Origin of the sequence: Defluviimonas sp. D31, assembly GCF_033436765.1 — a bacterium.
Taxonomy (GTDB): Bacteria; Pseudomonadota; Alphaproteobacteria; order Rhodobacterales; family Rhodobacteraceae; genus Albidovulum.
On sequence record NZ_JAWQFN010000006.1, the window covers coordinates 54,902 to 67,574 of the forward strand.

Here is a 12,673-nt window from a genome sequence, read left to right on the forward strand (position 1 = left end):
CCTGACCGAAACCGCGAAGGAGGGGCAAGAATGGCTGGAACCGATCCCTGGAACGGCACCGACCGGCTCGACGAGGCGACGCTCGACGTGATGGTGGCACGGCTCGAGGCGCGCGGAGAGAACGCCGAGTTCGTCGGCATGCTCGACGACTATCTCGACGCGATGGAGATCGACGCCGCGGCCACGGTCCTTGATCTAGGCTGCGGCACCGGCCTCGTCTCGCGGCGGATCTGCGCCCGGCCGGATTTCGTCGGCACCTGCCACGGCATCGACCTCAGCGACTACCTCGTGTCGGCAGCGCGCCGTCTCGCGGATGCCGAGGGCGCAGGCGAACGGGTCCGGTTCGAGGCCGGCGACACCCACTCGCTGAACCTCGCCGACGCCAGCTACGACGCCGTCATCGCCCACACACTCTTCAGCCATCTCGACGATCCCGGCGCGGTTCTGAGCGAGATGGCGCGCGTGGTCCGGCCGGGGGGGCGGATCGCGATCTATGACGGCGACTATGCCTCGCTCACCTTCGAGGAGGCGGACCCCGTGCAGTCGCGGCAGAACTCCGACCGGGTGATCGAGGCGCTCGTCACCCAGCCGCGGGTGCTGCGCCAGATGCCGCGGATCGCCAGGCGCCACGGCCTCGTGCTCGACGGCATGTTCTCCTATGTCCTCACCGAGGCCGGCCGCGCCGATTTCTGGGTCAGCGCGGTCGAGGGGTTCCGCGTGCTCGGGCCGCGCTCGGGCGTCGTGACCGAGGCCGAGGCCAACGCCTGGGCCGACGCGCAACTCGCCGCCTCGGAAGAGGGCGTGTTCTTCGGATCGAGCAACTACTACACCTATCTGTTCCGCCCCGCCTGACCGCTTCAGAGGGGCGCAGATTCCGGTTGTGGCCGCCTCCGGTTCCGGTAATTATGCAAGCGTATAATTTCCGCACCGAATCCGGGGAGCCGATGTCCGAACCGCGCCGCAGCTTCACCCGCGAGGATCCCGACAGCCGTCGGGCGGCGCTGATCCGCGCGACGCTGGAACTGATCGCCGAGGCCGGTCCGCAGGCCGCCACGGTGCGGGCGATCGCCGCCGAGGCGGGGCTCACCCAGGGCATGATCCGGCACTATTTCTCGACCAAGGAAGAGCTCGTCAACGCCGCCTACGAGGCGCATATGCAGGCCCAGACCGAAGCCTCCGAGGCCTCCGCCGGCGGTGCCGGCACGGCGCGGGCGCGGCTCGCGCATTTCGTCGCGGGCTCGGTCACGCCGCCGGTCGCCGATCCGCGCGCGGTGTCGCTCTGGGCCGGCTTCATCCACATGATCCGCCGCGTCCCGGCGATGCACGCCACCCACCGCGACAGCTACCTGCGCTACCGCGAGCGCCTGCAACGGCTTCTCTCCGACGCGCTGGCCGAATCCGGCCGGCCCGTGCCCGAGGCCGAGGCGCGCCGCCTCGCCATCGCCTGCAACGCGGTGATCGACGGTCTCTGGCTCGAAGGCGGTGCGCTGCCCGAGGCCTTCGGGTCCGGTGAACTTGAAGGGATCGCCCGCGCTTCGGTCGGCGCGATCCTTGGTCTTTCCCTTTTGCGCGATGAGGCGTCCCTATGAAATATTCCCCGGTTCTCGACCGCCTCTCCGGTCTCGGAGGCGCGAAATGGGAGATCCACGCCCATGCCCGCGCCCGCGCCCGGCAGGGTCATGACGTGATCGAGCTGACGATCGGCAATCCCGACGTGGCCGCCCCCGCCGAGCTGATCGAGGCGGCCACCGCGGCGATGCGCGCCGGCCGCACCCAGTATTCCAGCGGCCGCGGCGAGGAGGGGCTGCGCGAGGCGCTCGCCGCGCGCTACACGGAAAGCGCCGGCCGCCCGATCGGCGCCGATCAGGTGCTCTGCTTCCCCGGCACCCAGACCGCGCTCTACGCCGTCCTGATGGGCCTCGCCGAGCCCGACACCGAGGTTCTCGTCGGCGACCCGATGTACGCGACCTACGAGGGCGTGGTCGCCGCGAGCGGTGCTGCGCTCGTGCCGGTGCCGCTCCGGTCCGAGCGCGGCTTCCGCATCGCCGCCGAGGACATCGCGGCCCGGATCACGCCGCAGACGCGGGCGGTGCTCCTCAACACGCCGCACAACCCGACCGGCGCGGTGCTCCGCCCCGAGGATATCGACGCCATCGGCCGGCTCGCGGTCGCCCACGATCTCTGGCTGATCGTCGACGAGGTCTACGAGGAGCTTGTCTTCGACGGCGTCGCCTTCACCTCGCCGCTCGCGCGCGCCGATCTCGCCGAGCGGGTCGTCGTGGTCTCCTCGATCTCCAAGTCCCATGCCGCGCCCGGCTTCCGCTCCGGCTGGTGCATCGGCTCCGCCGCCTTCACCGAACGGCTGCTGCCCCTGTCGGAATCCATGCTCTTCGGCAACCAGCCCTTCATCGCAGACATGACCGCGCTCGCGGTCTCCGGCCCCTCGGAGGCCGCCGCAGGGATGCGCCACCGCTTCGCGGCGCGGGCGAAATACCTCGCCGAACGGCTCACGCAGGAGACGCGGCTCCGCGTCCACCGCCCCGAGGCGGGCATGTTCGCGCTGATCGACGTCGCCGCCACCGGCATGAGCGACCGCGACTACGCGCTCGACCTGATCGAATCCGGGGTCGCGGTGATGCCGGGCTCGGCCTTCGGCCAGTCGCTCGCCGGCTGGGTCCGTGTGGCGCTCACCGTCGATGACGACCGCTTCCGGCGCGCCTGCGACCGGATCGTGACCCATGCCAACGCCAAGTGCCGGATAGGAGCCTGAAATTGACGACGATTGGTGAAGCTTTGGTCCGCGCCCTCGAGGCGCGCGGAGTCGACGTGGTCTTCGGCATCCCCGGCGTCCACACGGTGGAGCTCTATCGCGGGCTTGCAGGATCCTCGATCCGCCACGTCACCCCGCGCCACGAACAGGGGGCGGGGTTCATGGCCGACGGCTTTGCCCGCGTCTCGGGCAAGCCCGGCGTCGCCTTCGTGATCACCGGGCCGGGGGTCACGAACACGCTGACGCCGATGGGCCAGGCGCGGGCGGATTCGGTGCCGATGCTGGTGATCTCGGGCGTGAACCGGCGAGCGACGCTGGGGCGTGGCCTCGGCTGCCTCCACGAACTGCCCGACCAGCTCGGGCTGACCGCGCTCGTCGCCCGTACCGCCGACCGTGTGGAAAGCGCCGAGGCGCTGGCCCCGGCCCTAGACCGCGCCTTCGCGGGCTTCGCCTCCGACCGGCCCGGCCCGGCCCATATCGAGGTGCCGCTCGACGTGATGGGTCTGCCCGCGCTCCCGGTCCCCGCGCCGGCCGATGCCGCGCCGGTGCTGCCCGATCCCGACGCGATCCGCCGCGCCGCCGCGGCGCTCGGCCAAGCCGCGCGCCCGCTGATCCTCGCCGGCGGCGGCGCGAAGCAGGCCGACGGCGCGCTCACCGCGCTTGCCGAACGGCTCGACGCCCCTGTGGTGCAGACCGTGAACGCCCGTGGCCTGATGCACCGCCACCCGCTCGCGGTGCCCGCGAGCCCCTGCCTCGATGCGGTGCGCGACCTGATCCGCGCCGCCGACGTCGTGCTCGCCGTCGGCACCGAGTTCGGCCCCACCGATTACGAGATGTATGGCGGCGCGATGCCGGTCCCGGCGCGGCTCGTCCGGATCGACATCTCGGCCGGGCAGCTTGCCCTCCACCCGGCCGAGATCGCGCTCCGGGGCCATGCCGAGGCGGTGCTGCCGGCGCTGACCGGGGCGCTGCCGGAACGGGCGCCCCGTGACGGCGCGACGCGCGCGGCTGAGGCGCTCGAAGCCGCCCGCGCCGGGCTCGACCCGGTGATGCTGCCGCAACTCGCCATCCTCGAAGCGGTCCGCGACACGGTTCCGGGCGCGATCTTCGTCGGCGACTCGACGCAGGCGATCTACGCCGGCAACCTGATTTACGACCACGACCGCCCCGGCGGCTGGTTCAACGCCGCGACCGGCTTCGGCGCGCTCGGCTTCGCGATCCCCGCCGCGATCGGCGCAGCGCTCGCCGATCCCGACGCGCCGGTCGTCTGCCTCGCCGGCGACGGCGGCGCCCAGTTCTCGCTGCCCGAGCTGATGACGGCGGTGGACGAGAAGCTGCCGATCGCCTTCCTGATCTGGAACAACCACGCCTATCAGGAGATCGCGGACTCAATGGCGAATGTGGGCGTCGCCGTCACCGGCTGCCACCCGACGCCGCCCGACTTCGCCGCCGTAGCGCAGTCCTGCGCCATGCCCTTCGCCCGCGTTCCGATGACGCCCGAGGCGGTGGCCGCGGCGCTGAAGGACCTGCGCCGCCCTGACGGGCCGGTGATGATCGAGATCGAGGTGGGTTGAACTGGCGGCCTAGCCGCCGTTCTTCCAGCCCTCGATGATCTCCACCGCCTCCTCGGCGCTTTCGACGAAGGAGAAGAGGCCAAGGTCCTCGGGCGAGATCGTGCCGGCCTCGGCCAGGGCCTGCCAATTGATGATGCTGTCCCAGAAGGCGCGGCCGAACAGTAGGAACGGCACCTTCTTCATCCGCCCGGTCTGGATCAGCGTCAGGCTCTCGAACATCTCGTCCAATGTGCCGAAACCGCCGGGGAAGATGCAGATCGCCTTCGCGCGCATCAGGAAATGCATCTTGCGGATCGCGAAGTAGTGGAAGTTGAAGCAGAGGTCGGGCGTCACATAGACGTTCGGCGCCTGCTCGTGCGGCAGCACGATGTTGAGGCCGATCGAATGGCCGCCCGCATCCATCGCGCCGCGGTTCCCGGCCTCCATGATGCCGGGGCCGCCGCCGGTCACGATCACGTCCTCGCGGCCGTAGCTCCTGAGGCTCTTCTCGGTCATGATCCGGGCGAGCTTGCGCGCCTCGGCGTACCATTTCGCAAGCGCCGCCGCGCCGGTCGCCGCCTCGGTCTTGCCGCCCGCGGCGGTCTCGATGACAGGCGGCTCGGGCTGCTCGGCGGTGCCGGTCGGATCAGGGATCCGCGCGCTGCCCATCATCACGATCGTCGACTCGATGCCGCGCTCGTCCATGATCATCTGCGGCTTCAGAAGCTCGAGCTGCAGCCGCACGGGGCGCAGTTCCTCGCGGCACATGAAGTCGGGATCGGTGAAGGCGAGCCGGTAGGCCGGCGCCCGCGTCTGCGGCGTGTCGGGAATGCGGTCGGCGGTCTCCACATCCTGGTGGCTGTGGCGAAACGGGTGGCGGCGGGGATCTTCTTTCATGAGCGTCCTCGAGGTCCTGTTACCCTAAGGCGTAGCCCCTTTGCAGGCTGGATGCCAGCATGGCCGCGCAAGATGGCGCAACTGTGACGCGCATGGTCGCATTGCTTCGCGGGCCGAGCCGCCCTATAGGCCATGGTCACGCGACGTCAGATTCCGAGGGAACGCCCATGTCCAATGCCGCACTTGAGACCGCCATCGAAGCCGCCTGGGAGGCGCGCGACACGATCACGACCGCGACCGGGGGCGAAACCCGCGAGGCGATCGAGGCGACGCTGACCGCGCTCGACAGCGGCACGCTCCGCGTTGCAGAGCGTCAGGCCGACGGCAACTGGCATGTGAACCAGTGGGCCAAGAAGGCGGTGCTTCTCTCGTTCCGGCTCAACGACATGGAGCCGATCTCCGGCGGCAACGGCGGCACCACCTGGTGGGACAAGGTGCCGTCCAAGTTCCACGGCTGGGGCGAGCATGAATGGCGCGCCGCGGGCTTCCGCGCGGTGCCCGGCTCGATCGTCCGCCGCTCGGCCTTCATCGGCAAGGGCGTGGTGCTGATGCCCTCCTTCGTCAACATCGGCGCCTATGTCGATGAAGGGTCCATGGTCGACGGCTGGGCCACCGTCGGCTCCTGCGCGCAGATCGGCAAGAACGTCCACCTTTCCGGCGGCGTCGGCATCGGCGGCGTGCTGGAGCCGATGCAGGCTGGACCGACGATCATCGAGGACAACTGCTTCATCGGCGCCCGGTCGGAAGTCGTCGAGGGCTGCATCATCCGCGAGGGCTCGGTCCTCGGCATGGGCGTCTTCATCGGCAAGTCGACGAAGATCGTCGACCGCGAGACCGGCGACGTCTTCTACGGCGAGGTGCCGGCGGGGTCGGTCGTGGTCGCGGGTTCGATGCCCTCGAAGGGCGGTATCAACCTCTACTGCGCGGTGATCGTGAAGAAGGTCGACGCCCAGACCCGGGCCAAGACCTCGATCAACGATCTCCTGCGCGACTGAGGCCGGGCGCGGGAAGAAAATTCAGTAATTTTCTTCCCGAAAATCCTTGAAGGATTTTCGGTAGGCGCGGTTGGAGAGCAAAATGACCGACAAGCCGAAACGACCCCAGCAGGTCTACACCCTCGTGGTCGAGGTCGGCCGCAAGGCCGGCGACGGGTTGCCCAAGGGCGCGAGTGGCGCGGCGCTGATGATCTATGCCTCGGGCGTGGACGAGGACGAGGCGGTGCGGGAGACGGTGGCGATCCTCAAGCAGGCCGACATGGCGCCGCTGGACGTCACCGGCTACGGCACCGCCGAGGAACGCGCGGCCCAGGGCCACGAGATCGAGGACGACGAGCGCGCGCTGATGGAGCGCGCGCTCGCCGAGAACTCGGTGATCGTGGCGCAGGTGACGCCGTTCTTCGACAAGGGCTGAGCCATCGCCCAGGCCGGGCGGCGGATGCCTCCGGCGGGGATGTTCCGGTCAAGACGAAGATCGTGCCGGGGGGCGGGATGCCCCTTGGCCTTTCGCCTCCGGGCGCTCATATAGGGGGCGACACGAGACAACGGGGGCAGACATGCTCGAATTCGGCCAGAAACAGGACGCTCCGGCGGCCGGGGACCTGATCCGCGACGTGACCGAGGCGGATTTCATGAAGGAAGTCATCGAGGCGAGCCGCGAGGTTCCGGTGATCGTCGACTTCTGGGCGCCCTGGTGCGGGCCTTGCAAGACGCTCGGGCCGGCGCTTGAGGCCGCGGTGACCGCGGCCAAGGGCAAGGTCCGCATGGCCAAGGTCAACGTGGACGAGAACCAGATGATCGCGGCGCAGCTGCGCATCCAGTCGATCCCGACGGTCTACGCCTTCTGGGAGGGCAAGCCGGTGGACGGGTTCCAGGGCGCGGTCCAGGGCTCCGAGATCAAGGCCTTCGTCGACCGGCTCACCGGGCTCGCCGGGGACGGCGGGCTGTCCGAGGCGCTCGACGCCGCCGAGCAGATGCTTGCCGAAGGGGCTGCGGCCGACGCCGCCGAGACCTTCGCCGCGATCCTCGGCGAGGAGCCGGAGAACGCCCGCGCCTATGGCGGGCTGGTGCGCGCCCATCTCGCCGTCGGCAACGAGGCCGAGGCCGAGGGGCTGCTCTCTGCGGTGCCGGCCGCGATCGCCAACACGGCCGAGATCGACGCCGCCCGCGCGCAGCTCGCGCTCGCCCGGCAGGCCGCCAGCGCCGGGCCGGTCGCGGAACTGCTCGACCGGGTGCTCTCGCATCCCGACGACCACCAGGCGCGGTTCGACCTCGCCCAGGCGCTCCATGCCGCCGGCAAGGTCGAGGGTGCGGTCGAGGAGCTTCTGGAACTGTTCCGCCGCGACCGCGAGTGGAACGACGGCGCGGCGAAGGCGCAGCTCTTCACCATCTTCGAGGCCTTGAAGCCGACCGACCCGATCGTGCTCAAGGGCCGCCGGAAACTCTCGTCGATGATCTTTGCCTGAGGATGCCAAGCCGCTAGGATCGGGTGCATGAAGCTCCATGGCGACCTGCCGGACAAGATTCCGCTCTTCCCGCTGCCGGGGGCGCTTCTGTTGCCCCGCGCCCGGCTGCCCCTTCAGATCTTCGAGCCGCGCTATCTCGCGATGCTCGAGGACACGCTGAAGACCCGCCACCGGCTGATCGGGATGATCCAGCCGCGCCCCGGCCCCGACGGCCAGCCGCTCCTGGCCGCGATCGGCTGCGCCGGGCGCGTGACCGGCTTTTCCGAGACCGATGACGGGCGCTACATGATCACGCTCACCGGCGTCTCGCGCTTCCGGCTCAAGCGCGAGATATCGGGCTTTTCCCCCTATCTCTCGGCCGAGGTCGGCTGGGACGGCTTTTCCCGTGACCGCGGCCCGGCCGAGCGTGACGCGGGCTTCGACCGCGACGATTTCCTCGCGCTCCTGCGCCGCTTCTTCGAGGCCGAGCAGCTCTCGACCGACTGGGACAGCCTGAAGGATGCCGAGGACGAGCTCCTGATCAACTCGCTCTCGATGCTCTGCCCGTTCGAGCCCGAGGACAAGCAGGCGCTCCTCGAGGCGCCGTCGCTCGCGACCCGGCGCGAGACGCTGGTGACGCTGATGGAATATGCGCTGCGCGGCGGCGGCGAGGAGATGATGCAATGAACGACGAGGTGAAGGTCGACCGCCGGATGCTGGAGGCGCTGGTCTGTCCGCTGACGCAGGCGCCGCTCTCCTACGATGCCGAGCGCCAGGAGCTGATCTCCAAGCCCGCCGGCCTCGCCTTTCCGATCCGCGGCGGCATCCCGATCATGCTGGTGAGCGAGGCGCGCAAGCTCGGCTGAGGGCAGGCGCCGCCCCGGGGCGGCGCCGAGGCGTCAGGCGGCTTCGTCGCCAAGCGCGGCGTCGTCGCGAAGCGGGAAGAGCAACTCGTGGATATCCACATCCGGGGCGCCGACGACCCGGTAGGCGGAGGGGATCGTCCGGGCCAGTTCGGATTGCCGGAACGCCGCCATCGCCTCGCGCGACGCCCAGATGTAGAACCCGCCGTAGTGGTTGGGCTTGTCGAGCTTCAGGTAGAACTTCTGCACCAGCCCCTCGATGGCGCGGAACTGCGGCGCGCGCTCCTCGGCAATCGCCATGACCTCGGCTTCCGTCAGCGTCGTTTCGAACTGCACGAACTGGATGAACATCATCTCTCTCCCTTGTTTCGGTGGTGGCGACCGGGCCGTTCCGGTCTTGGGAAAAACCTGCCATGCTCGGGGGCGACCGGGAATTCGCCAATCCCGAAAGCCCGGTTTGCAGGAATGGACAGGCCCCGGACGATGCCCAAGACCACCGACTTGCAGGACACGCGGCGCGCGCTCGAATGGAGCGATCTCGCGATCATCCTCGCGATCTGCCGGGCCCAGAGCCTCTCCGGTGCCGCGCGGCTTCTCGGCAAGACCCACAGCACCGTCTTCCGCAACATCAACGCGATCGAGGAAAAGACCGGCGTGCGGTTCTTCGACCGCTTCGACCACGGCTACATGATGACCGATGCGGGGCGCACCGCGATGGGCTATGCCGAGCGGATCGAGGGCGAGTTTCACGCGCTCGGCCTCGAGGTCTTCGGCCAGGACGCGCGGCTGAGCGGGCGGCTGCGGATCACCTGCCCCGAGGCCTTCGCCGAGGATCACGCGCCCGGCCTCGTCGCGCGCTTCCTCGCCGACCACCCCGACATCCAGATCGACGTGACCCCCGGCCACGGCGCGCTCGACCTCAACCGCCGCGAGGCCGAGATCGCGATCCGCGCCACCAGGGCCCCGCCCGAGACGAGCTTCGGCCGCAAGATCTGCGCCTTCCGCTTCGCGCTCTACGCGACCGAGAACTATATCACGTCCGCTCCCGACCGCCCGCTCGCCGAGCATCCGTTCTGCCTGATCGAGGGCACGGCACCCTGGCTCGTGCCGACCGTCTGGAAGACGAGGGAGGAGGGCGAGGACCGCGCGGTCTTCCAGTGCCGCGCCTCGCGCGCGGTCCAGAACGCCGCCGCCGAGGGGCTCGGGCTCACCTTCCTGCCCTGCTATGTTGGCGACGCCGACCCCCGGCTCCTGCGGATCTCGGACCCGATCCGCAACCTCGACATGGAGCTCTGGGTGCTGACCCATCCCGACCTGCGCAACGCCGCAAGGGTCCGGGCGATGATGGCGTTCCTCTACGAGGCGCTCGGCGCCGAGGCCGATCTCTGGGGCGGGCTTCGCGGCAAGACATCGGCCTGGAACCTCCTGCCGCGCGAGGCGACCTGACCGCCGGATCGAGCCGTCCACGCGGCCGGCGCCGCCGCAATGGGCCGCAAAATGGCACCACGGCCGGCATGGTCCTGCCATCCCAATGCCGGGATTCGGGCGCAGCGTTAACCGAGATGACAGTCTGAGGAGACTGGTGATGAAACTTGAAGGCCAAGCGTCCCACCTTGCAGTTGTCAGCGGCCCCTTCGTTCCGCCGCACTATCCCGGCGCGGAAGAAGCGCGTGACGAAGCCATTCGCGAACTGCAGGATCTCTGGTCCGATACCGTCGATCTCGCGAAGCGGCCCGGCGTACTCCGCCGCCTCCACGCGCTGCTCAACGCCTGATAGCGGGATTCTGGCGGAACGCCCGCGCGTCCGGCCTCAGAGCCTCTGCCCGCGCAGCAGCCGCGGCGGATCGCCCGCGAGCCCCGCCGCCTGGCGGATGAAGGCGCGGCGCAGGCCCGGCACGCTGCCGACGAGCCCCATGCCGACATCGCGGGCCGCGCGCAGGAGCGGGTTGTCATTGGAAAACAGCCGGTTCACCCCGTCCATGCCAAGCGCCAGCGTGGTCGCGTCGAAGCGCCGCCAGCTCTGGTAGCGGTCGAGCACGTCGCCCGCGCCGATATCCTCGCCGCGGCGATGGGCGTCGACCAGCACCTCGGCCAGCGCGCCGGCGTCGCGGAACCCGAGGTTGAGCCCCTGTCCCGCGATCGGATGAACCCCGTGCGCCGCGTCGCCGACGAGCGCCAGCCGCGGCGCGGTGTAGCTCGTCGCGAGCGTGAGGTTCAGCGGATAGGTGAAGCGTCCGCCCGCCAGCTCGATCTCGCCGAGGAAGTCGCCAAAGCGCGGCCGCAGCACCTCGAGGAAGTCGGCGTCGTTCAGCTCGGCGATGGCGCGGGCGGCGGCATCGGTCTCGCTCCAGACGATGGAGGAGCGGTTGCCCTTCAGCGGCAGGATCGCCAGCGGCCCCGAGGGCATGAAGAACTGCTGCGCGATGCCGCCATGCGGGCGCTCATGCGCCACCGCGCAGACGATCGCGGTCTGGCCGTAGCCCCAGCCGGTGCGGCTGATCCCGGCCCGGACCGCGGTGCCCGAGGCGCGCCCGTCGCAGCCCGCGAGCACCCGCGACGTCAGCGTCCTGCCGTCCGAGAGCGTCACCGCGATCCCGGCCGGCCCCGCCTCCTGCGCGGTCACGGTGGTGGCGGGCAGGTGGGTGAGGTTCGCTTCCGCCTCCATCGCGGCGAGGAAGGCGGCATAGAGGTGCCGGTCCTCCAGCATGAAGCCCATCGGGCCTTCCTCGATCTCGGCCGCCTCGAAATGCAGGAAGAACGGCGCGGGGCCCTCGCCGGGCCGCCCGTCGCTCGCCTTGATCTCCAGGATCGGCTGGGCCTCGGCCGCGACCCGGTCCCACACGCCGATCGCCGCCAGAAGCCGCTTCGAGGCGATGGCGAGCGCATAGGCGCGGCCGTCGAAATTACTCTCGGCCCGCGCCCGCGCCGGCTGGGCGTCGATCACCGCGACCTTCAGCCCCGCCTGCGCCAGCGCAAGCCCGAGTGCCGGGCCGTTCAGCCCGCCGCCGGTAATGATCACGTCCGCATCGTAGGTCATGGCTCAACTATCCGCTCCGGCGCGGGATTGTCCATGCGTCACATTCCCGGCCCCGGCGGCGCCGGGATCCGCCATGAGGCTCTCGGCGCGAAATGCCGTCGGGGTCTTGCCGGTCCACTGCCGGAACGCCCGGTCCAGCGCCGGCAGGCTGGAAAACCCGACCCGCTGCGCGATCTCGGCAAACGGGATCCGGCTTTCCGACACGAGCTTCACCGCGAGGCTCCGCCGCGCCTCGTCCCTGATCCGGCGGTACGAGGTCCCCTGGGCCGCGAGCAGCCGCTGGATGCGGCGCGGATGCATCCCGCAGTTCCGCGCGAACTGCGCGAGCGGGTCCGTGTGCTCCAGGTTCTCGGCCACGAGGTTCCGGAAATACGCGACGGTCGTCGCCGCGCCGGGATCGTCGCCGAACTCGCCCCGCGATATCTCGGCCAGCGCCCAGTCGAGCTTGAATGGCCGCGTGAGCCACTCGGTCGGAAAACTGATGCGCAAACCGTTGATCGGCGACGTGATGAAGGCCGACCGTGGCAGGAAACCCGGCGGCACCGCGTCCCGGCTCGGCGCGGTGACGATGAGGCGCTTCGGATCGAAGCCCGCGCCGAGGCCGAGCCTGAACACGGTGACATAGAAGCAGACGACGATCGCGTCGATCTGCTTCAAGGCTCCGGACACGCGCAGCGTGCGCTGGATCTCGAAGCTGGCGGCGTCGGCCGTGACGTGAAGGGAATAGCGGACGTTGTCGAACTGCGCCGCGACCTCCGTCACCGCCCGCGAGAGGAAATCGCCGAGCGTCACGGCGTCGTGCGCGGCATCCCGGAGCACCGGGGTGCCGTGATGCGCCACCTCGACCGCCACGGTGGCGCCGAAATAGGGATCGCCTAGCACCGCCGCCATGTTCTCGATGGCGGCGTAGAGCGTGGAGGCCTCGATCAGAAGTTGAGGATTCGTCAAGGCTTCGAGTGGAAGTTGGTTGCCAAGCACGACATCCTCGGCTTGACCGCCACGCCGGGCGAAGGCGGTTGCGAACGGGATCAGCAGCGCCGCCCGCGTGAATTTCGGATCGGTCTTTCTGCGCGCCCTGACGACCATTTTCCACATGCCATGACTTATCCTGAT

At 69.8% G+C, this 12,673-nt stretch carries 15 protein-coding genes; 11 read left to right on the forward strand and 4 right to left on the reverse strand.

Annotation, left to right across the window (positions count from 1 at the left end):
- Positions 1-30: 30 nt before the first annotated feature.
- The 4 genes from R5H32_RS12195 (at position 31) to R5H32_RS12210 (ending at position 4,344) form a co-directional block, all read left to right on the forward strand.
- Complete coding sequence (locus R5H32_RS12195) at positions 31-852, forward strand: methyltransferase domain-containing protein (protein WP_318338959.1); 822 nt, start codon at positions 31-33, stop codon at positions 850-852.
- 92 nt (positions 853-944) lie between these two features.
- Complete coding sequence (locus tag R5H32_RS12200) at positions 945-1,589, forward strand: TetR/AcrR family transcriptional regulator (protein ID WP_318338960.1); 645 nt, start codon at positions 945-947, stop codon at positions 1,587-1,589.
- Positions 1,586-2,770, forward strand: coding sequence for a pyridoxal phosphate-dependent aminotransferase (locus R5H32_RS12205; RefSeq protein ID WP_318338961.1), 1,185 nt, complete (start codon positions 1,586-1,588; stop codon positions 2,768-2,770). Before R5H32_RS12200 ends, R5H32_RS12205 begins: the two co-directional genes overlap by 4 nt.
- Positions 2,771-2,772: 2 nt before the next feature.
- Positions 2,773-4,344 carry a 5-guanidino-2-oxopentanoate decarboxylase gene (locus R5H32_RS12210; protein ID WP_318338962.1) on the forward strand — a complete coding sequence of 524 codons (1,572 nt, stop codon included), beginning with the start codon at positions 2,773-2,775 and terminating at the stop codon, positions 4,342-4,344.
- 9 nt (positions 4,345-4,353) lie between these two features.
- On the opposite strand, the gene R5H32_RS12215 is transcribed toward R5H32_RS12210, so the two are convergent.
- Positions 4,354-5,220: a TIGR00730 family Rossman fold protein gene (locus R5H32_RS12215; RefSeq protein ID WP_318338963.1), complete on the reverse strand. Its 867-nt coding sequence runs from the start codon at positions 5,218-5,220 to the stop codon at positions 4,354-4,356.
- A 167-nt stretch (positions 5,221-5,387) separates the two neighbouring features.
- Here R5H32_RS12215 and dapD point away from each other — a divergent pair, with 167 nt between their 5' ends.
- From dapD to R5H32_RS12240, 5 genes are all read left to right on the forward strand, one after another.
- On the forward strand, positions 5,388-6,215 hold the full coding sequence (dapD, locus tag R5H32_RS12220; protein WP_318338964.1) for a 2,3,4,5-tetrahydropyridine-2,6-dicarboxylate N-succinyltransferase: 828 nt from the start codon (positions 5,388-5,390) through the stop codon (positions 6,213-6,215).
- 82 nt (positions 6,216-6,297) lie between these two features.
- On the forward strand, positions 6,298-6,630 hold the full coding sequence (locus tag R5H32_RS12225; RefSeq protein ID WP_318338965.1) for a hypothetical protein: 333 nt from the start codon (positions 6,298-6,300) through the stop codon (positions 6,628-6,630).
- A gap of 142 nt (positions 6,631-6,772) precedes the next feature.
- Positions 6,773-7,681, forward strand: a complete 909-nt coding sequence (gene trxA / locus R5H32_RS12230; RefSeq protein ID WP_318338966.1) for a thioredoxin — start codon at positions 6,773-6,775, stop codon at positions 7,679-7,681.
- 27 nt (positions 7,682-7,708) lie between these two features.
- Complete coding sequence (locus R5H32_RS12235) at positions 7,709-8,347, forward strand: LON peptidase substrate-binding domain-containing protein (protein WP_318338967.1); 639 nt, start codon at positions 7,709-7,711, stop codon at positions 8,345-8,347.
- Entirely contained in the window at positions 8,344-8,526 is a 183-nt protein-coding gene (locus tag R5H32_RS12240; RefSeq protein WP_318338968.1) for a Trm112 family protein, read from the forward strand. Before R5H32_RS12235 ends, R5H32_RS12240 begins: the two co-directional genes overlap by 4 nt.
- A 33-nt stretch (positions 8,527-8,559) precedes the next feature.
- On the opposite strand, the gene R5H32_RS12245 is transcribed toward R5H32_RS12240, so the two are convergent.
- The gene (locus R5H32_RS12245; protein ID WP_318338969.1) at positions 8,560-8,874 is read right to left on the reverse strand and encodes a hypothetical protein; all 315 of its coding nucleotides are present in this window, start codon (positions 8,872-8,874) and stop codon (positions 8,560-8,562) included.
- 132 nt (positions 8,875-9,006) lie between these two features.
- Between R5H32_RS12245 and R5H32_RS12250 the strand changes: the two genes are divergently transcribed.
- Both R5H32_RS12250 and R5H32_RS12255 read left to right on the forward strand, forming a co-directional pair.
- Positions 9,007-9,969 (forward strand): LysR family transcriptional regulator, encoded by a 963-nt coding sequence (locus R5H32_RS12250; RefSeq protein WP_318338970.1) that lies wholly within the window; start codon positions 9,007-9,009, stop codon positions 9,967-9,969.
- Positions 9,970-10,108: 139 nt separating this feature from the next.
- On the forward strand, positions 10,109-10,297 hold the full coding sequence (locus R5H32_RS12255; protein WP_318338971.1) for a hypothetical protein: 189 nt from the start codon (positions 10,109-10,111) through the stop codon (positions 10,295-10,297).
- Between the two features lie 36 nt (positions 10,298-10,333).
- On the opposite strand, the gene R5H32_RS12260 is transcribed toward R5H32_RS12255, so the two are convergent.
- Both R5H32_RS12260 and R5H32_RS12265 read right to left on the reverse strand, forming a co-directional pair.
- Positions 10,334-11,560, reverse strand: coding sequence for an FAD-dependent monooxygenase (locus R5H32_RS12260; protein WP_318338972.1), 1,227 nt, complete (start codon positions 11,558-11,560; stop codon positions 10,334-10,336).
- A gap of 3 nt (positions 11,561-11,563) precedes the next feature.
- On the reverse strand, positions 11,564-12,655 hold the full coding sequence (locus tag R5H32_RS12265; protein WP_318338973.1) for a helix-turn-helix transcriptional regulator: 1,092 nt from the start codon (positions 12,653-12,655) through the stop codon (positions 11,564-11,566).
- Between the last annotated feature and the right edge of the window lie 18 nt (positions 12,656-12,673).